Origin of the sequence: Rhodococcus sp. IEGM 1351, assembly GCF_030056875.1 — a bacterium.
GTDB classification, from domain to species: Bacteria; Actinomycetota; Actinomycetes; order Mycobacteriales; family Mycobacteriaceae; genus Rhodococcus_F; species Rhodococcus_F opacus.
In genome coordinates this window covers 81381-100510 of sequence record NZ_JASHKU010000016.1, presented here as the reverse complement: position 1 = coordinate 100510, position 19130 = coordinate 81381, and the positions used below count along the sequence as shown (strand labels likewise).

General features: G+C 70.2%; 19 protein-coding genes. 3 read left to right on the top strand and 16 right to left on the bottom strand.

Annotated elements, in window-relative coordinates:
- Nucleotides 1–193: 193 nt before the first annotated feature.
- Genes QM806_RS26100 through QM806_RS26070 form a run of 7 tightly spaced genes read right to left on the bottom strand, consistent with a single transcriptional unit; the run spans nucleotide 194 to nucleotide 5775 of the window.
- On the bottom strand, nucleotides 194–1138 hold the full coding sequence (locus tag QM806_RS26100) for a sterol desaturase family protein (RefSeq protein WP_283293286.1): 945 nt from the start codon (nucleotides 1136–1138) through the stop codon (nucleotides 194–196).
- Between the two features lie 48 nt (nucleotides 1139–1186).
- Nucleotides 1187–1936 (bottom strand): helix-turn-helix domain-containing protein, encoded by a 750-nt coding sequence (locus QM806_RS26095; protein WP_283293285.1) that lies wholly within the window; start codon nucleotides 1934–1936, stop codon nucleotides 1187–1189.
- Nucleotides 1933–2535: a cadmium resistance transporter gene (locus QM806_RS26090; protein WP_283293284.1), complete on the bottom strand. Its 603-nt coding sequence runs from the start codon at nucleotides 2533–2535 to the stop codon at nucleotides 1933–1935. Before QM806_RS26090 ends, QM806_RS26095 begins: the two co-directional genes overlap by 4 nt.
- Before the next feature lie 36 nt (nucleotides 2536–2571).
- A complete protein-coding gene (locus QM806_RS26085; protein WP_283293283.1) occupies nucleotides 2572–2925 on the bottom strand; it encodes a DUF3703 domain-containing protein in 354 nt (117 codons plus the stop codon).
- On the bottom strand, nucleotides 2922–3443 hold the full coding sequence (locus QM806_RS26080) for a signal peptidase II (RefSeq protein WP_283293282.1): 522 nt from the start codon (nucleotides 3441–3443) through the stop codon (nucleotides 2922–2924). The genes QM806_RS26085 and QM806_RS26080 overlap by 4 nt, the downstream gene beginning before the upstream one ends.
- Entirely contained in the window at nucleotides 3440–5395 is a 1956-nt protein-coding gene (locus QM806_RS26075) for a heavy metal translocating P-type ATPase (protein WP_283293281.1), read from the bottom strand. Before QM806_RS26075 ends, QM806_RS26080 begins: the two co-directional genes overlap by 4 nt.
- On the bottom strand, nucleotides 5392–5775 hold the full coding sequence (locus QM806_RS26070) for an ArsR/SmtB family transcription factor (protein WP_283293280.1): 384 nt from the start codon (nucleotides 5773–5775) through the stop codon (nucleotides 5392–5394). Before QM806_RS26070 ends, QM806_RS26075 begins: the two co-directional genes overlap by 4 nt.
- An 86-nt stretch (nucleotides 5776–5861) precedes the next feature.
- Between QM806_RS26070 and QM806_RS26065 the strand changes: the two genes are divergently transcribed.
- Together QM806_RS26065 and QM806_RS26060 are read left to right on the top strand one after the other, a co-directional pair.
- A complete protein-coding gene (locus QM806_RS26065) occupies nucleotides 5862–7262 on the top strand; it encodes an MFS transporter (RefSeq protein ID WP_283293279.1) in 1401 nt (466 codons plus the stop codon).
- A gap of 268 nt (nucleotides 7263–7530) precedes the next feature.
- Nucleotides 7531–9591 carry an N-acetylmuramoyl-L-alanine amidase gene (locus QM806_RS26060; protein WP_502943887.1) on the top strand — a complete coding sequence of 687 codons (2061 nt, stop codon included), beginning with the start codon at nucleotides 7531–7533 and terminating at the stop codon, nucleotides 9589–9591.
- Nucleotides 9592–9645: 54 nt separating this feature from the next.
- Here QM806_RS26060 and QM806_RS26055 read toward each other — a convergent pair whose 3' ends face one another.
- The 4 genes from QM806_RS26055 to QM806_RS26045 form a co-directional block, all read right to left on the bottom strand.
- Nucleotides 9646–9915 (bottom strand): metal-sensitive transcriptional regulator, encoded by a 270-nt coding sequence (locus QM806_RS26055; protein WP_095866271.1) that lies wholly within the window; start codon nucleotides 9913–9915, stop codon nucleotides 9646–9648.
- 87 nt (nucleotides 9916–10002) lie between these two features.
- Entirely contained in the window at nucleotides 10003–10779 is a 777-nt protein-coding gene (locus tag QM806_RS26050) for a sulfite exporter TauE/SafE family protein (protein WP_283293277.1), read from the bottom strand.
- A gap of 82 nt (nucleotides 10780–10861) precedes the next feature.
- A complete protein-coding gene (locus QM806_RS41785; protein WP_502943886.1) occupies nucleotides 10862–11032 on the bottom strand; it encodes a DUF8730 family Cys-rich protein in 171 nt (56 codons plus the stop codon).
- Between the two features lie 149 nt (nucleotides 11033–11181).
- Nucleotides 11182–12561 (bottom strand): MBL fold metallo-hydrolase, encoded by a 1380-nt coding sequence (locus QM806_RS26045; protein WP_283293276.1) that lies wholly within the window; start codon nucleotides 12559–12561, stop codon nucleotides 11182–11184.
- 940 nt (nucleotides 12562–13501) lie between these two features.
- Here QM806_RS26045 and QM806_RS26040 point away from each other — a divergent pair.
- Nucleotides 13502–13678: a hypothetical protein gene (locus QM806_RS26040; protein ID WP_283293275.1), complete on the top strand. Its 177-nt coding sequence runs from the start codon at nucleotides 13502–13504 to the stop codon at nucleotides 13676–13678.
- A 116-nt stretch (nucleotides 13679–13794) separates the two neighbouring features.
- Here QM806_RS26040 and QM806_RS26035 read toward each other — a convergent pair whose 3' ends face one another.
- The 5 genes from QM806_RS26035 to QM806_RS26015 all read right to left on the bottom strand — a co-directional run bounded on the left by QM806_RS26035 (nucleotide 13795) and on the right by QM806_RS26015 (nucleotide 19128).
- A complete protein-coding gene (locus QM806_RS26035) occupies nucleotides 13795–14415 on the bottom strand; it encodes a sigma-70 family RNA polymerase sigma factor (protein WP_283293274.1) in 621 nt (206 codons plus the stop codon).
- A 473-nt stretch (nucleotides 14416–14888) separates the two neighbouring features.
- The gene (locus QM806_RS26030; RefSeq protein ID WP_283293273.1) at nucleotides 14889–15695 is read right to left on the bottom strand and encodes an ABC transporter permease; all 807 of its coding nucleotides are present in this window, start codon (nucleotides 15693–15695) and stop codon (nucleotides 14889–14891) included.
- Nucleotides 15692–16621, bottom strand: coding sequence for an ATP-binding cassette domain-containing protein (locus tag QM806_RS26025; RefSeq protein WP_283293272.1), 930 nt, complete (start codon nucleotides 16619–16621; stop codon nucleotides 15692–15694). The genes QM806_RS26030 and QM806_RS26025 overlap by 4 nt, the downstream gene beginning before the upstream one ends.
- A gap of 182 nt (nucleotides 16622–16803) precedes the next feature.
- Nucleotides 16804–17859, bottom strand: coding sequence for a flavin-containing monooxygenase (locus QM806_RS26020; protein ID WP_283293271.1), 1056 nt, complete (start codon nucleotides 17857–17859; stop codon nucleotides 16804–16806).
- A gap of 33 nt (nucleotides 17860–17892) precedes the next feature.
- Nucleotides 17893–19128, bottom strand: a complete 1236-nt coding sequence (locus tag QM806_RS26015) for an MFS transporter (RefSeq protein WP_283293270.1) — start codon at nucleotides 19126–19128, stop codon at nucleotides 17893–17895.
- Nucleotides 19129–19130: the final 2 nt, after the last annotated feature.

Below are 19130 nucleotides of genomic sequence, written 5' to 3'. Positions count from 1 at the left end.
GATGGCCCGGCTGCTCCGCAAGGCGGACGATGTCCCCATCGTGATGCTCACCGCCAAGGCCGGTGAAAACGACCGGGTGATGGGGCTTCGGCTCGGCGGCGACGACTACGTCGTCAAGCCCTCTGGTCGCCCGGATCGAGGCGGTGCTGCGCCGGACCTGCGGCTCCCGAACCGTGCTCGAGGAGGCCGCCGCCTACGGGCAGCGCCGACTGCGTATCCCTACCGAACGGTCGGTCGACGAGGGACTCGGTGTGGGGGTGGGGTGGCAGCCGCCGGCGGCGGTGAAGGGGTAACTCAGCTGCCGGAGGTAGCCGGTCGGGTAGTCGGGTTTGGCGGCCATCCCGAGGTGGTCGCTGGTGAAGCGGCGGGCCGGGTCGTAGGAGTAGGTGCGCAGCAGGTGATCCCAGATCAGGGTGAACAGGCCGAAGTTGACGTCGCCGACGCCGGCCCATTTGAGGTGGTGGAAGCGGTGGCCCTCGTTGAGGGCGAGGACGTATGTGGCGGGGCCGACGCGGTAGTCGGCGTTCGAGTGCTGCAGGAGCAGTTGGATCGCGACGGCGAGGGCGAGGACGGAGGCGACCTCCACGGGGAGGCCGAGCAGGATCAGCGGGGCGACCCCGGCGGCCATTTCGACGGTTTGGTGCAGGGGGTGTTTCATCAGCCCGTTGAGGCCGTAGAAGCGGGTGATGCTGTGGTGGACGGCGTGGAACCGCCACAGCACCCCGATCTTGTGGCTGGCCAGGTGCACCAGGGTGATCCCGAGGTCGGCGATCAGGATCGCGGCGAGCACCTGCAGCAGCAGCGGCCATTGCTGCGGCCAGATCCCGGGTGCGGGCACGATCGCGGCCAGCGCCGGGATCGCGGCGACGCTGGCCAGGATGAGGGTTTCGTTCACCGCGACGTGGATGCGGTCCCGGGTGGTGTCCTGGTGGTCGGTATTCCATTCCGGGGCGTAGGGGATGACCCGTTCGACGAGGAACGACGCGCCGATCGCGGTGGCCAGCACCAGCAGCAGCAGGATTTTCGGGGTTCCGGCGGCGGTGAGGGCGATCCCGATGCCGTTGAGTCCGATCAGCAGGAACGGTGCGTACCCGTAGCGGGCCAGCTGGTGCACCGGGGTGTGGGTGAGAGTGGGCATGTGCTCGATCGTGGCCGCCGAGTAGGGGTGCGGGCTTGAACGATTCGGCTATCGGCGCGGGGTGGTGTCCCAGGCGACGGTGCGGCTCAGCGCGGACGGGGGCAGCCCGAAGGTGTCCCGGCAGGTCCGGGTCAGGTGGGCGCTGTCGGCGAACCCGGCGGCGTGGGCGGCGGTGGTGAGATCGCGTCCGGCCCCTACCTCGGTGACGGCGATCATCAGGCGGGTCCAGAGCACGTAGCGGCGCAGCGGGAGTCCGACCTGCTCACTGAAAAGATGGGTGAGCCGGCTGGTGGACAGACCCACACGGTCGGCGAGGTCGCTGGTGGTGACCGGTCCGTCGGCGACGAGCGTGGGCAGCAGCTCCAATGCCGCGGTCACCGACCGGTGCCGGTCCGGTGGGTCGGGGGCGGAATCCGGGACCAGCGCGCCGACCACGTCGGCGACCAGGGCGCCGAGACCGCCGTCGACGGTGGCGGGTGCGGGCAGTGGTGGTCCTCCAGCCCAGCCGAATCGGTGGGCTCGGTGGCCGGCGGCGCGGCCGGCCGCGGTGTCCGGGTCGAGGAACACCACCGCACCGGTCGGCGCTCCGGTCGCGATGCGATGAGCGGTGTCGGGTGGCACGACGATCGCGGTGCCGCAGTGCCGGGCCCCGGCCTCGTCGGCGACGGTGAGCGGTGTGTCTGCGGTCATGACCTGGGCGGCGTGGTGGGCGTGGGTGTCGGTGGCCCCGATCGACCCGGCGAACGCGAGGATCCCGGGCCGGATCAGGGCGCCGCCGCGCCAGCGGGTGTCGGTCATGTCAGGGCGGCGGTCAGGCGGCCGAGGACACCGGATTCGAGCAGGATGATCACGCCCAGGCCGATGAACACCGCGGGCACGAGCCAGTGCTCGACCCGCTCGAGGGTGGCGATGACCTTCTTGTGGGTGCCGAGCAGTCTGCCGGCGGCGCACCAGAGTCCGACGCAGACCAGGAACACGGCGATGGTGACCGCGGTCTGCGGCGCACCGAGGGTGCGGAAGACCGGGGTGTAGACGGCGATGTTGTCGGCGCCGTTGGCGATGGTGATGGCGGCGACACTGGCCAGCCCGGTCGCCGCCACCGCGGGTTCACCGTCACCGTCGTCGCGCAGGCCCCGGATCAGTCCCCAGATCCCCAGCGATAGGGGCAGCAACCCGAGCAACCCCACCCAGTCCTCGGGCACGATCACCAACCCCAGGGCGGCGACCACACTGATCGCGACGAGGGTGATCAGGCCGAGGTACTGGCCGGCGACGATCTGCCAGGGCCGCGGCCGGCCCCCGCTGGCGGAGGCGACGAACAGCACGGTCAGCACGACGATGTCGTCGATGTTGGTGCCGGCGAACATCGCCACCGCCGCGGCGATGGTGCCGATCATCGGCTCCACCGAGCGGCACTGGTCCGCCCGATGCTCTTACCGGTCACGGGTTCCGGTGATGGTGCCAGCCAGGTCCGCGGGCATCGGCATCCGGGTGGTCAGTCCGGCGCGGGTGCGGCCGGTGTTGCCCTCCGGGTAGCGGCCGGCCAGCGAACCGGGCGCGGCGACGATGACCCGCACGATCTGCCCGAGGGCCTCGCGGCGATCGTGTTGCCGTAGCGCCAGGGTGAGCATGGCGAGGTGGTTGCGGGTGTGCGGCCACGGGTACGGCTGGGACAGGATGTGCGCCCGTTCGAGATGCGCCCACCGCGCGTTGTCGTCCGCCGTGTCGCGGGCGGCGGTCATCTCCGCGGTGTAGACGGATCGGATGCGATCGGGCATGGCGGTCATGTCGAACTCTCCTTCGCGGGCGTGGGATCAGCGGGGGCGTGGGTGGACTCCCAGAGCAGTGCTGCGATGAGCAGCACGACACCGCAGGTGAGGTAGGTGTCGGCGAGGTTGAAGGTGGGCCACCAGCCGGTGTGGAAATAGTCGGTGACCTTCCCGTCGACGGCGCGGTCGATCACGTTGGCGGCCGCGCCGGCGACGATCGCCGAGAAACCCACCACCGCCACCAGCGAACTGGTGGGGACGGTGCGCCACGCGTAGATACCGACACCGAGGGTGATGGTGGCGGTGCCCGCGAGGACGATCCAGGCCGGCAGCTGGTCGCCGACGCTGAACGCGACACCGCTGTTGTACGCCAACTTCAGTTGCAGCAATCCCAGGTCGACGGTGCGATCATCGGAAAGTTCGCGGCGCGCAACGGGTTCGACCAGCAGTGCGACGGCGGCGAGCGCGACACCGACGACCGCAAGAACCCGCCGCGACCAACCCGTGCGGGTCGATCGAGCCGCTGTATCGCTCACGTGCGGGCCTCGACCTTCCCCGCCGCCGGGGCGGGTACCGACCCGGTGGTGAGGGCCTGGGCGCGGCCGGCCCGGACACCGTTGGCGATGACCACGATTTCGGCGACCTCGTGCACCAGGACCACGGCGGCCAGGCCGAGGACCCCGAACAGGGCCAGCGGCATCAGGACGGTGATGATCGCCAGCGACAACCCGACGTTCTGCAGCATGATGCGGCGCGAGCGGCGGGCGTGGGCCAGGGCCTGCGGCAGGTGCCGCAGGTCCTCACCCATCAGGGCGACGTCGGCGGTTTCGATGGCCACATCGGTGCCCATCGCGCCCATCGCGATACCGAGATCCGCGGTCGCCAGGGCAGGGGCGTCGTTGACGCCGTCGCCGACCATCGCCGTCGACCGCCGGCCTTGCAGGTCGTCGATGATGCGGGCCTTGTCCTCCGGGCGCAGGTCCGCGTGCACCTCGTCGATCCCGACATCCGCGGCCAGGGCGCGGGCGGTGCGCTCGTTGTCACCGGTCAGCATCGCCACGTGGTAGCCGTCGCGGTGCAGCCCGGCGACGACCTCGACGGCCTCCGGGCGCAGTTCGTCGCGGACCGCGATGGCACCGAGCACCAGGCCGTCGCGTTCGATGAGTACGGCGGTGGCTCCGGCGTGCTGCATCCGCTCCACCTCGTCGGCCAGTGGGCCGGGCTCGATCCAGCCCGGTCGTCCGAGCCGGACGGCGGCGCCGTGCAGGCGCCCGGTCAGGCCGGCGCTGGTGACGGACTCCACGTCCTCGGCCGGGGCGTAGTCGTCGACGGCGGCGAGGATCGCGGCGGCGAGGGGGTGTTCGCTGCGCGCCTCGAGCGCCGCGGCCACCGCGAGCACCTCGTCGCGGGTGGCACCGTTCGTGGTGGCGACGTCGATGACGACCGGCTTGTTGCGGGTGAGGGTGCCGGTCTTGTCCAGCGCGATCCCGCGGATTCGGCCGAGGGCCTCGAGGGCGGCGCCGCCCTTGACCAGGACGCCGAGTTTGCTGGCGGCGCCGATCGCGGCGACGACGGTGACCGGGACGGCGATGGCCAGCGCGCACGGGGAGGCGGCCACCAGCACGACCAGGGCGCGTTCGATCCACACCCGCGGCTCGCCGAGCAGGCTGCCCACGGCGGCGATGATCGCGGCGGCGACCATGATCGTCGGGACCAGGGGTTTGGCGATCTTGTCGGCGAGGCGCTGGGCCTCGCCCTTGCGGGACTGTTCGGCCTCGACGATCTTCACGATCTTGGCCAGCGAGTTGTCCTCGGCGCCCGCGGTCACCTCGACCTCGAGGACGCCGGTGCCGTTGATGGAGCCGGCGAACACCTCGTCGCCGGGGCCGGCCTCGACGGGCACGGATTCGCCGGTGATCGCCGAGGTGTCGAGCGCGGTGCGCCCGGCCCGGATGGTGCCGTCGGTGGCGATCCGTTCCCCGGGTTTGACGATCATGATCTCCCCGAGCACCAACTCGGCCGGTGGCACCGTCTGCTCACGGCCGTCGCGGATCACGGTGGCGGTGTCGGGGACCAGGGACAGCAGCGCGCGCAGGCCGCGGCGGGTGCGGGTGACCGCGTACTCCTCGAGGCCCTCACTGATCGCGAAGAGGAACGCGAGCATCGCGGCCTCGCCGACCTCGCCGAGGATCACCGCGCCGACCGCGGCGATCGTCATCAGGGTGCCGACGCCGATCTTGCCCTTGGCCAGCCGCTTCAGGGTGGAGGGGACGAAGGTGTAGCCGGCGACGGCCAACGCGAGCGCTTCGAGCGCCAACTTCACCGGATCGGGTCCGCCGACCCAGCCGGTGATCAGTCCGGCCAGCAGCAGCACCCCGGCGGCGGCCGCGGCCCGGATCTCGGTGATCTGCCACAGTTTTTCCGGTTCGTGCTCCTCCTCGCCCTCGGGGCGGGGTTCGTCGTGGCCGCAGCCGCAGGCGTCGCTCATGCGGTCACCCCCGGGCCGGCGGCGGCGTCGGTGCCGTAGTTCGGGCACAGCGCCACCGCATTCCCGGTGGCGGCGAGGAGGGTTTCCGCCGACGCCAGCAGGTCCAGCAGCTCGGGGCGGGTCAGCGAGTAGAACACCTGCCGGCCCTGCGGGCGGCCCTGCACCAGACCGCAGTCCCGCAGGCACGCCATGTGCGCCGACACCGTCGACTGCGCCATACCGAGTTCGCCGACCAGGTCCGCCACCCGGGCCTCCCCGTCGGCGAGGCGGCGCACGATCGCCAGCCGGGTGCCGTCGGAGAGGCTGTGGAACAACGCCACCGCCGCATCCAACTTCGAGCCGGTGCCGGAGACCAGGCACCCATCACTATCAATCGTCATACGGCGATGATAACATGTTTGGTAGTTACATCGTTGGGCGACGATGATATCGCCGCTATTCGGTTCGGCGGTGGAGGAGCACGCTCATGCACACACCCGAACACCGCCGGTGGTGGGCGTTGCTGCCGCTGACACTGGCGGTCCTGACCCTCGGCTTCGACATCACCATCCTCAACGTCGCGCTGCCCACCATCGCGGCGGACCTCGGTGCCGACACCGCGGATCTGCAGTGGATGGTCAACGCCTACGTGCTGGTGTTCGCCGGCCTGATGCTGCCGTGCGGGGCGCTCGGCGACCGCTACGGTCACCGGCGGTCGATGCTGGCCGGCCTGGCCCTGTTCGCGACCGGATCGCTGGTGGCGGCGGCGGCGCACACCGCGGGACCGGTGATCGCGGCCCGCGCGGTGATGGGGCTGGGGGCCGCGGTGCTCACCCCGATCGCCCTGGCGACGCTGCCGGTGCTGTTCCCCGACGCCCGCGAGCGGGCGAAGGCGCTGTCGGTGGTGATCGCCGCGATGGGTGCCGGTATCCCGCTCGGCCCGCTGATCGGCGGCTGGCTGCTCGATCACTACTGGTGGGGGTCGATCTTCCTGATCAACGTGCCGGTCGCGGCGGCCGCGCTGGTGGCCACCGCGCTGCTGATCCCCGAGTTCCGGGACCCGGCCCCGCGGCCGGTCGACGTCCTCGGCGCCGTGCTGGCCACCACCGGGTTGGTGGCCGTCGTCTACGGGGTGATCGAGGCACCCACCCGGGGCTGGACCGATCCGGTCACGGTCGCCGCCCTGGCCGGGGGCCTGGCGCTGGTGGCGGTGTTCGTCTGGTGGCAACGACACACCCGGCATCCGATCATCGACCTGCCCCTGTTCGGTGAGCCGCTGTTCGTCTGGGGCAGCGTCGCCGCGGCGCTGGCCAGTTTCGCGCTGCTCGGGCTGCTGTTCGCGGTGCCCCAGTACCTGCACCTGGTCGGCGGCTACGACGCCTTCGGCACCGGACTGCGGTTGCTGCCGGTCATCGGCGGCATCGTCGTGGGCGCACCGCTCGGCGAGCGCCTCGCGGCGCTGTGCGGGGTCCGCGTCCCGGTCGCCGGTGGACTGCTCCTGGCCACCGCCGGCCTGACCCTCGGCGCCACCACCGACGCGGCCACCGGCTACCCGGTGACCGCCACCTGGCTCGCCGCCGTCGGGGCGGGCGTCGGAGCGGCGCTGGCCCCGGCGGTCGACGCCGTCCTCGGTGTCCTGCCCCCCGAACGGTCCGGCTCCGGCATCGCGATCACCATGACCTTCCGCTACGTCGGCGGCGCCTTCGGGGTCGCCGTGCTCGGCAGCCTGCTCGCCGGGCAACACGCCGCCACCCCGGTCGCCTTCATGGACGGCATGACCACGGTGCTGCTGGTGAGCGCGGCCGTCACCGCCGTCGGTGCGGCCCTGACCGCGGCCGCCATGCCCCGCCGCGGCGCGCCGACGGCGATCGGTCCCGCCCGCACCTGACGGGCCACGTCACCACCGGCGCGCAACCCCAAAGTCTCAACTTCAGATTGAATGTTGCGCCTGCTGTGACTATTGTGACCAGAGTGATCAAGACCGGCGGGGCGCCGGCCGCAGGTCCGCTTCTGCAGCGGATGTTGTTCGGAGAACAAGACATTCGTCCAGTTCCACGCACAAACCTCGCACGATCCGATGTCCGGGAAACTGCAACAGAGGAGTGCCCTTGTACCGCCGCCGGAGTCCTTCGCTCATTGTCGCGGCGATCGCGGCAGTGGCTGTCGCCAGTCCCGTCGCGGTCTACGGCCTCACCAGCGCACCGGCCGCAGTGCGCTCCACGAACGAGTCCCAGGCCGTCACGGTGTCCACGCAGATCGCCCAGGTCGCCCTGTCCCAGATCCCCGACATCGTGATCCCGCTGAAGGAACTGACGGGCCTGAACCTGCCCGACGTCAACCTCGGCGATCTCCGGAACATCAAGCTTCCCGACACGATTCAGATCCCGAGCAACCTGCAGCTGCCCGGCGGCCTGCAGCTGCCGAACCTGCAGATCCCGCTGAAGGTGCCCGCACCGGGCGACGTGTCCGACCCGAGCCTCGCGCCGCCGGCCGATCAGCAGCCGGGCGCGATCGTGAAGGAGTTGACCCGCGACACCCCGTTCAGCATGGTGGCGCTCACCTCGCAGACCGCGGCCTCCGCCGAGTCGAAGGTCCGCGCGTTGCAGGCGGACGGCACCTGGGGACAGTGGATCTCCCCGGACATGATCGACACCCGCCGCACCGACCAGGCCGCCGCCGGCGGCAAGGTCGCCACCGAGCCCGTGTACGTCGGCCTCACCAAGGCGATCCAGATCCTCACCCCGATCGCGAATCAGGCGGCCGCCGCCGTTCCGGGACTTCCCGCCCTCCCGGCGACGCCCGGGGAAGCGCTGGTCCCCGCACCCGCCCCCGCACCCGCCCCGGCACCGGGGCCCGCGCCTGCGGGCGCGGCGCCGCTCGGGTACACGCCGGCGGCCGTCAACACGCCGCTGCGTCAGCAGCCCGCGCAGACCGGCCACGACGACGTCACCGCCGTGCTGATCGAACCGGGCAGCGGCCCGGGCGACGCGACCCTCGCCGACGTCGCCGCCCCGTTGGACGGGACCGGCCCGAAGGTCATCTCCCGGGCGCAGTGGGGGGCCGACGAGTCGATCCGCTGCCAGGACCCCGACTACGACGACTTCATCGGCGGCGCCGCCGTCCACCACACCGACGGCAGCAACGACTACTCGAAGACCGAGTCGGCCGAGATCGTCCGCGGAATCTACGCCTACCACGCCCAGACGCTCGGCTGGTGCGACGTCGGCTACAACGTCCTCGTCGACAAGTACGGGCAGATCTTCGAGGGCCGCGCCGGCGGTCTCGACCGTCCCGTCCAGGGCGCCCACTCCGGCGGGTTCAACGAGAACACCACCGGTATCGCGATGATGGGCGACTTCTCCTCCGAGGATCCGCCGCAGGTCACCCTCGACTCGGTCGGCAAGTTCCTCGGCTGGAAACTGGGCAAGGCCGGACTCGACCCGCTCGGCCACACCACCATGTACTCCGAGGGCACCGAATTCACCCCCTACGCCGAGGGGGAAGCGGTCGACCTGCCGATCATCTTCGCGCACCGCGATGTCGGCAACACCAGCTGCAACGGCGACGCCGGGTACCGGCACATGGACGAGATCCGGCAGATCGCCGCGGCCAACCTGGGCGGCGGCAGCGCGTCCCTCGCGTCGGATGCACCGGCGAGCACCCCGGCACCGGCCGACGGCGACACCCCGGCACCGTCCGGCAGTCCCGGCACCGACGCCAGCTCGAGTCTCGGCGCCGGAATCCCGGCCCTGGTCACCGAACTGCTCCGGCTCACCGACCCGTCCCCGGTCGCACAGAAGTGGGCGGCCGAGGGCGGCGACACCGGCAGACTCGGCCCGGCGATCACCGGACTGCTGCCGGCCAAGGCAGGCAACAGCGCCGCGAAGTTCACCAACGGCGCCGTCTACACCTCCGCCAACGGCGTGTGGTCGGTGCTCGGCGAAATCTTCAAGACCTGGCAAAACGTCGGCGCCGACACCGGCGAGATCGGCCTGCCGACCTCCGACGAGTACCCGATCCCGGGTGGGCGGCGGGCGGACTTCGAGAACGGCTCGCTGATCTTCAACGAGCTCACCGGCATCGTCACCACGATCCTCAAGACCTACAACGACGCCGACGCACCGGTGACGCCGATGCCTTCGGTCGCTGATCCCGTGCAACTTCCGCCTGCCCCGGCTCCGGTCGAACCTGCTCCAGCTCCCGCACCCGCGGGCTGACACGCCGTTTATCGCGCCGCCGAACGCCGAGGGATCGCAGTTGCGGGACCCCGGTCAGGCCAACGCCAGAAACAGCTTCTCGAGTTCGGCTTCGGTCATCGGTTCGGCGTTCTCGGCGGTGTTGCCGGTCAGGCACTCACGCAGACCGGAGGCGACGATCTTGAACCCGGCCCGGTCCAGGGCCCGCGAGACCGCGGCCAGCTGGGTGACGACGTCCTTGCAGTCACGGCCCTGCTCGATCATCGAGATCACCCCGGCGAGCTGTCCGTGCGCCCGCCGAAGCCTGTTGAGCACCAATGCAACACTGTCGTCGTCACCGACCATGACGAAACCTCCTGTGAAAGAAAACAACCTGCCCCAGGCTACCCCCCGGGGTATATGAGTGTGGAGTGCGTGGCTCGCGAGTGTGGGTCATCGCAGCGCGAGCACCTCGATCAGGACGAATCCCGCCACCGCGAAGATCAGGACGGCGAACCACCGTTGCAACCGGGCCTTGTCGACGTGCCCGCCGTAGCGGCCCGCGAGAAGCGATCCACCGACGGCGGTCACCGTGAACACCGCAACCAGCGCCCAGTCCAGGCGCAGATGACCGAGGTAGGCGATGAGCCCCGCCCCGGAGTTCACGGCGACGATCAGCAGTGACGTGCCCACGGCGACGGCCATCTGCACCCCGAGCAGCAGGACGAGGGCGGGGATGATGAGGAAACCGCCGCCCACCCCGAACAGCCCGGTCAGAAAACCCACACCGAGGCCCGCCGGGACGGAACGGGACGTGCAGCGGCGCCAGTCGATGGCCGAGGCGCCGTCCGCGCGGCAGGCGGTCCCGACGCTCTCGGTGCTCGACAGCATCCGGATCGCGGAGGCGATCATCACCACCGCGAACCCGCCGAGGGTGACCGCGGGCGGCAGCAGTCGGTTGACCGCGCTGCCGGCGAACGCGGCCACGACACCGGTGCCGGCGAAGACCGCCATGACCCGCCACTGGATCTGCCCCGCCCGGATCTTCGGCACGGCCCCGAACAGCGAGGCGACGCCGATCACGAGGAGCGACATCGGCACCGCCTGGTCGAGCGGGATCCCGAGCCCGTACACCAGGCCCGGGACCGCGAGGATCGACCCACCGCCGCCGAGGAGCCCGAGCAGGATCCCGATCACGGCCCCGAGCGTCAGGGCCAGCACAACCGTCACCGGATCCTCCTCTCACCTCGGACCGGCATCTCGTGCCCGGCGGTGCACACCGACCGCCGGTCGCGGGGCGGATTCGCGGGGGTCAGCGGCGGAAAAGGGAGCCGAAGAACCCGGCCCTCGGCGCGGGCTCGGACACCGGCGCACACGAGCACCACTCGGATGCCGGCACCGACTGCATGACGTCGTCGACATGCCGGCCGCAGCCTCCCCAGGTCATTTTTCCGCACCGGCGGCACGCGACGGGATAACACATGATCAGTCCTCCTGGTAAACAACGGTGTTGGTGGAACCCCGGCGGTGACCGGGGGAAATTCTCTGCGGCGCAGCCGCTTCCGACACCCGGCAGCCAGGCCGCCGGTTCGGGCGCCGGGCACATCGGGTGTGCGGGAGAGCGAAGAAAGGTCAGACCGGCATCGACTGCTCGGCCCAGGCGTTGTAGCCGCCGACCAGGTCGCTGACCTGCTCGATCCCGTGGGCACGGAGCAGGGACGCGGCGACACTCGACCGCCAACCGCCGGCGCAGTGCACCACGATCGGCTTGCCGCCCGGCAGGTCACCGACGCGGGAACGTAGCTGCGGCAACGGGATCGGCACCGATCCCGGGATCACACCAGCGCCGCGTTCGCCGGGATTGCGGATGTCGATCAACGTGATCGCGCCGTCGGCGAGCAGGCCGCCGAGCTCGGTGACGGTGGTCCGCGGCGCCGTCCGGACGATATCGGCCAGCCCACCGGGAAACGCCCCGTCGGCATCGGTGTTGAAGTAGCCGATCACGGCGTCGGAGCCGATGCGGGCCAGCCGCATGGCCGCGTCCTGCTCCTGCCCGGGGTAGGTGATCAGCACGATGTCCTCACCGATGTCGGCGACCATCCCACCGGTTTCGGCGAACCGGCCGTCGAAACCGACGTTCACCGATCCGCGCAGGTGCCCGGCGGTGAAATCGGCGACGCTGCGGGCATCGAGCACCCGGACCCCGGCCGTGAGCGCGGCCCGCAGCCGGGCCGCAGTCACCGCGGGAACCCGGCGCTGCTGATCGAGGACCGGGCGAGCGGCCTTGTTCAGGGCGGCATCGACCGAGAAGTACGCCGGCGCCGCCGGCTGGCCGTCGGTGATCAAGGCGACGAAGTCCGCTTCGCTCATCGGCTGCACCGACGGATTGGTGCGGCGTTGTTCCCCGATGGTCGAGGTCAGCTCCGCCGACAGGTTCTTCCCGCAGGACGACCCGGCGCCGTGCGCGGGCAGCACCGTCACCGAATCCGGCAGCGGCAACAGCACCCGATGGACGGTGCGATACATCGCCCGGGCCAGGTCGGTGTTGCTGCCGCCCCCGAGATTGGCCAGGTCCGGGCGGCCGACATCGCCGATGAACAGCGAATCCCCGGTCAGCACCGCAGTGGGGACCGCGCCGGGGGTCTCGCGCACGAGCAGGCTGATCGACTCCCAGGTATGCCCCGGGGTGGCCAGCACCTCGAGGTCGACCTCCCCTAGCGAAAGATGCTCGCCGTGCGCCAACCGGCGGATCGGGTACTCGGTCTGCGCCGCCTCCCCGAAGCCGATCCAGCCGCCGGTCGCCTCCACCAACTCCAGGTGCCCGGAGACGAAGTCCGCGTGGAAGTGGGTATTGATCACTCCCTCGATCCGCAGCCCATATCGACGCGCGTCGGCGAGGTACTCGGTGACGTCACGGCGTGGATCGACCACGATCGCCCGACCCGTCGCTTCGTCGCCGATCAGGTACGACGCGTGCGACAGGCACTCGATGTAGTACTGCTCGAGAATCATCCGGTCTCCTCCTGACAGGGATCGTCACCTGCAATACGACCAGGGTGCCTGATACCCCCAGGGGTATGCAAGTACCCGGTGGGGTATCTAACAACCGTGGCGACTTCCGCGGCAGACTTGGGGGCAACCGCATGTAAGGGGGTCGCCATGGTCGATCAGGAGGTCGATCGTGCAGAGATCGCCGCCGACCTCGAACGGCCCCGGCGGCCGCTGCACGAACTTCGCCTTGCCAGACCCACCACGTCGCTTACCCCGGGCACAAGATGTTCAACGTCCGCCCACTGCCGACGGAAGTCATAGAAAGGCATCGTCCACCTCTGCTGTGACAGCACTCCCACGTTCAAGTTCGCTCCTATCCCTCTATCCGGTGACCGTCGATCCATGATCGACGAGAAGTTCGACAGATGTCGGCGGGGAGAGTGAACGCAGACTCGGTGTCACACACGCGACGGAACCCTGCAACGGCGGATAACTGTGACCTACTTGCCTTTTGACGTACTTCCCCGGACTACGAGCTGCTCGCCGACCCTCCTCGACATAGCGGTACACCGAACGCGGGCTGCCACCGGATCGAAGTGTCGCAAGTGGGGATATGCGGGCGAAGATCACCGACCTCATCACCGGGCTGCGGATCTGACAAACGAGAACGCCCCTCGAAATATTGGGCGTTCACCGTGTGTGGTGGGCGCGCAAGGCTGGAAACCGCTGGGTGGGGCTGCCGACAGGGGGTGGTTACGCCCCGGAGACCTCCTACACGAACCACTTCCCTCGGCTACTGCCTCGGGCACCCACATTGTGTCGGTGCCGGTTGCGTCGACGCAACACCGCAGCCGGTGACCTGCACGAAAGCGGCTCTCCCACAGCCTGGCCAAGGGGGTGCGTCCTTTCTCGTTCTTCTTCGTCTGTCCTGGTACCCATCCCCACGGATCAAGGAGTCACCATGACCAACCCCAACAAGTTCGAGAACCCGGCGACGGATCGGACGGACGCAACCCCGCAGGCCGCGGCGACCACGTGTTGCAGCACCGAACGGCAGACCACCTGCTGCGATCAGAGCGAGAAGTCGACATGCTGCGGTCCGGCGGCGACGGCCGGCGGCGGATGCGGCTGCCAGTAGCCGTTCATCCCGCAATACGGCGGTGCGGTGCGAGCGAATGGGCTCGCACCGCACCGCTGTCCGTGCGTAGTGACGTAGGGCGACCGGACTCCTGTCACCAGAGCCGGTGTGTCGGTCTACCGGTCCGCCGGGGTTGTGGCTCCGCAGGCGCAGGCTCCCCCGCCGCGGGGCTGGTAGTCGTGCACGTGACCGGTCCGGTCCTGGCTGATCTGACAGCAGGCGTGCAATCGGGCCTGGAGGGCGGCGCGGCCACGCTGGACGCGGGACTTCATCCCGGACACCGAAATTCCCGCATCCCCGGCAGCCGCGGCGTGAGTGCGGGCGTCGAGGTCGACCATCTTCACCGCCGCCGCCTGCTCGGCGGGCAGCCCCGACAGCATCGGCACCAGGCACGAGGCGAGTTCTTTCTCCGCCGCCTCGTCGGCGTCCGGTTCGCCGGCCGGTGGGTTGTCGGGGACGGCGTCGACGGCCAGCTCACGCCGATGGGGCGCGGACCGGTAGTAGTCGGTGATCGCGTTGCGGGTGATGGCATACATCCAGCCCAGGAGCCGGTCCTGCTCGCGCAGGTTGTCCAGGCTCTTGGCCATCCGCAGGAACACGATCGACAGAATGTCGTCGGCGTCCTCGGGCCGGGAGACCCGGCGGGCGATGAAGGCCCGCAGATCGCTCGAGAAGCTGCGCCAGAGCTGGTCGAGATCCGCTGGTGCCGTCGCGGTGGTGGCCGTGTCCTCGTTCATGATCTGTGGTTCCTCTCCGTCTCCAGCATCCGCGCCCCGAGGCGCGGGGGCGACCCCTCGGGCCAGGGTCCTTCCAGAGGTACGGACGACAGTGACCGGCATCGGACGCACCTGCGTCCGAATCCGAAGTTCCTCGTCTGTATGGGTGTCGATGTCGATTTCGGATTCTCCGGTTCGACGTACCAGTTGAAGCGCGGTGAGGAGGTGAGAGCGATGCTGACCACACATCTGTTGTCGGGTTTGACCAGCGAAGAGGTCGATCTGATCGTGGCGGAGGAACTGCATCTGCTCGACGCCGCCGCATGAGCGCCGTCGACGCCCGCTCCGGGCGCATCCGCTGACCACAGCACACCAGCCGGGCCCCTGCCGTCTCTACGGGTAGGGGCCGGAAGAATGCCCGGATCCGCACGAGGAGCGCACACCAGAACCCGCCCCGTCTCTCCCTTGTGGGGAGCGGCGGGGCGGGTTCGTTTTCAGCGGGTGCGTGCCGACCGGACCACGCGGGTGAAGGCGGGCACGGCGGTCACCACCGCCCACAACCCGATCGCCGCGACCAGGGCTGCGGCGGTGTCGCCGGCGGTGGCGGTGCCGAGGACGTGGCCGCGGAGGGCGTCGGTGGCGTGTGCGACCGGATTCACCGTGGCCATGGCCTGCATCCAGCCGGGCATGGTCTCGATCGGCGCGAACGCACTCGAGATGAACATCAGCGGCATCATCACCATCATCCCGGCGAACTGGACCACGTCCGGGCGGCGGAGCCGGTCCCCGATCAGCCCGAACAGGGCGCTCATCGCCCCGGCCAGCACCACCAGCACCAGGACGGCGGCGACGGCATCACCTGCGGTGCCGTGGAACTCGAAACCCAAAGCGACGGCGGCGATCCCGAGCAGCGCGGCCCGGGCGAGGGTGAAGACGGCCTCGTTGATGGTGCGGGCCACCCCCGGCAGCGCCGCCCGCATGGGCAGGGCCGCGAAGCGGTCGTGCAGGCCGTTGGTGTGGTCGATCGCGGCGGACACTCCGGCGTTGGTGCCGGCCATCACTGTGGATACGGCGAGCATGGCCGGGGTGAGGAAGACGATGTAGCTGACCCCGGGTGGGAAGCCGGGTCCGGCGGCGACGCGAAGGAAGACCTGGCTGAACAGCACCAGCATCGCCATCGGCATGGTCAGCGAGAACATCAGCAGCTGCGGGACGCGGGCGCTGGTGCGCAGGTTGCGGACGGTCAGGGCGGCGAGCTGGTCCAAGGCCGAGGGGCGCCCGATCGCAGTGGTGGTGGTCATTTGTGGGCTCCGGTGGTGTGGGCGAGGTGGGTGAAGACGTCGTCGAGGCTCGGTGAGGTGACGTCCAGGTCGGTGACGTCGATGCGGCTTCGGTGCAGGTGGGCGATCAGTTCGGTCGCGGCGGGGGCGTCGTCGACGGTGACCGACACCCGAACCCGGTTGTCGTCGACTCGGTGGTCGGTGTCCGGGATGAACGGTAGATCGGCGAGCTGGCCGGTGGGGACGGTGGCGGTCAGGACCTTGCCGCCGACGATCCGTTTCAGTTCGGTGGGGGTGCCGCGGGCGGCGACCCGGCCGCGGCTGAGGACCACGATGTGGTCGGCGAGCCGGTCGGCTTCCTCGAGGTACTGGGTGGTGAGCACGACCGTGGTGCCCGCCTCGGTGAGCTCGTCGACGACGTCCCACAGCCCGGCGCGGGCGATCGGGTCGAGGCCGGTGGTGGGCTCGTCCAGGAACAGCACCGTCGGGGAGCCGACCAGGCTGGCGGCCAGGTCGATCCGGCGGCGGGAGCCCCCGGAGAGTTCCCCGACTCGCCGAGCCGCGTACTCGTCCAGTCCGAGTCGGTCGATCAACGCATCGGCTCGCGCGCGGGCGGTGCGGCGCAGCCCGGTCAGGCGGCCGATCAGCTCCAGGTTCTCGCGGGCGGTGAGGAATTCGTCGAGGCCGGCGTATTGGCCGGTCACCCCGATCCGGCGGCGCACCGCGGTGGCGTCGGCGACGATGTCGAGGCCCTCGATCTGCACGCGGCCGACGGTGGGGCGCACCAGGGTGGTCAGGGTGCGGATCAGGGTGGTCTTGCCGGCGCCGTTGTGGCCGAGCACTCCGAGCGTGCTTCCGGCGGCTGCGGTCAGGTCGACGCCGTCAAGTGCCCAGGTCTTGCCGTAGGCGACGTGCAGATCCTCGACGAGGACGGCGGGGGCGGTCATCGCACGCCCCCGCCGAGGCCGCCGGCCTCGCGGCCGGTTCCGGTGGGAGAAAGCAGGTGGGTGGTCATCGAAGGAGTTCCTTTCGAAGGACGGTGTGCTCCCATCCCGTCGTGGATGAGAGTTACCTCCTCAGACGAACCAACCGCGATTCGGACGCACCCGCCGCCGATTGCGGCCTCCGATCAGCTCGAGTGGCCGCGGGTAAGACGGCGCACCAGATGCGCGGCGTCGCGGCCCACCCCGCGCAGCGCCGCCGACGACAGCGACCGCTGCCACTCCAATCCCAGGTACCCGAGCCCGCGGTGAGTGGTGGACAGACCTCGACGGTGGCGGGGCCGGCCGGTGTCGGTGAGCGCCCGCACCCCGGCCAGGTACGGCAGGTGCGGGGTGTAGCCGGTGGCGAGCAGGACCGTGTCCACACCGGTGCGGGTGCCGTCTGCCCAGATCGCTTCGTTTCCGTCGAGGGCGGTGAACATCGGCCGCACTCGGGGTTTGCCCGCGGTCAGGGCTGTTTTGTAGCGGCCGGTGTCGAACACCGGTGCCGTCGGCGCCGTTTTCAGTAGGTGTCCGATCGGGGCGGCGTCGAGTCCGGTGACGGTGAACCAGAAATGCATGTCCTTCCCCCACGGGCGTTGCGGCACGAACTTCACCGGACTCCGGCTGGCCAGCACGACCTCGTCGGCAACGTCAGCGAGTTCGGCGGCGATCTGCACCGCGGAGTTCCCGGCCCCGACGACGATCACCGATTGCCCGGCGAACTCGGCCGGTGACCGGTAGTCGCTGGCGTGCTGCACCTTCCCGGTGAAACGCTCCTGCCCGGGTAAATCGGGAAGGTGGGGTGCGCCGAAACCACCGGTCGCCGCGATCAATCGGGGTGCGGTGAACGCGGAGCCGGTGCCGGTGTGGGCGGTGAACGCACGTCCGTCGTGATCGACCGTGAGGACCCGGTGATTGACGTGAATGTCGACGTCGAGAGTTTTCGCGTACCGGCGCAGGTAGTCGACCACTTCGTCGCGGCGCGGATACCGATCCGGGTCACCAGGAAACGGCAGTGCGGGCAGGGCACTGTATTTCGCCGGGGAGAACAGGGTGAGGCTGTCGTAGTAGTGCGGCCAGGACCCGACCGGTTCGTCGCCGGCCTCGAGGATCGCCGGGTTCAACCCCCGTGTGCGGAGGTGGTGGGCGGCGGCGAGGCCGGACTGACCGCCGCCGACGACCAGGGCGCCGTAGTCGGTCAATTCAGTTGTCCCTTCGAGGGTTGCCAAAGACGGTCAGGAAGTGGTGGCGGCGTCGCAATGCCGATGGTGAGGGATGCTGGCGGCGCCGACGAGGGCGGCGACCACAGCAAGGGCGGCGAGGAGCAGGTACGCGTGGGCGTAGCTGCCCGTCCACGCCGACAACGCGGTCCCCGCCCACGGGGCGAGGGCCATGACGATGACGACCGGCGCGGACATCAGCCCGTTCAGGCGTCCGTAGTGGGTGGCACCCCACCGGTCGGTGATCGCGGTGGCCTGGATCAGGGTGAAGATCCCGCGGATCAGCCCGGCCCCAATCGCGACCCCGATCAAAGCGAGGGTGGTGGAGGCGATCCCGAGCAACGCCGTAGACGCGGCGGTGGCGGCGAGGATCACCACGATCCGGGTGCGGGCGGTGGTGCGCGCCGCCAGCGGCAGGTACCCGATGCGGCCGAGGACCTGCCCGGCGCCACCCAACCCCAACGTCAGCGCGGCCAGCGACGGGGAGAAGCCCTGCTCGATCAGCAGCGGCACCAGGTTGAACACCCCGGCGAACGCGGCGAACGCCCCCAGGCTCAGTGCGATGACGAGGGCGAGGAACGCGCGGCTGTGGGAGGCGTCGCGGTGATCGACCGGGTGCGTGCCGGTCGGTGTGGGTGGGTGCGGCCAGCGTCCGCGCAAACCCAGCAGGTGGCCGGGCACGGTGATGATCGCCAGGATCGCGGCGAGGACGAGATACGTGGCCCGCCAGTCGTATCGGTCCACCAAGGCCGCGGTCAGCGGGGCGAAGACGGTGCTGGCCAGCCCGGCGGCGAGGGTGAGGATCATCAGCGCCTTGACGTAGCCGTCGCCGTACCAGCGGGTCAGCGCGGCGAACGCCGGCGGATACAGCACCGCGCCCATCGCGATCCCAGCAGCGATCCATCCCGCGTAGAAGATCGGCAGGTTCGGGGCGGCCGCCACCACCAACAGGGACGGAACGGCAAGAACGGATCCGGCGGTCATCACCGCCCGCGGGCCGACCCGGTCGATGATCCGCCCCACCGGGATGCCCGTCAGGGCGGCGGCGAGCTGGGACAGGGAGAACGCTGCCACAATCACCGGCAGGGACCACCCGGTATCGGCCGAAATGGACACCGACAGCACCGGAAACGCGTAGTACAGGATGCCCCAGCTGGTGATCTCGGTCAGGCACAGCACCGCCAGGACCCGCCGCAGCCCACCCTCATCGAGCGATGGGGTGGTCTGCGGGAGGGTCCTGGTGTCGGCCACGG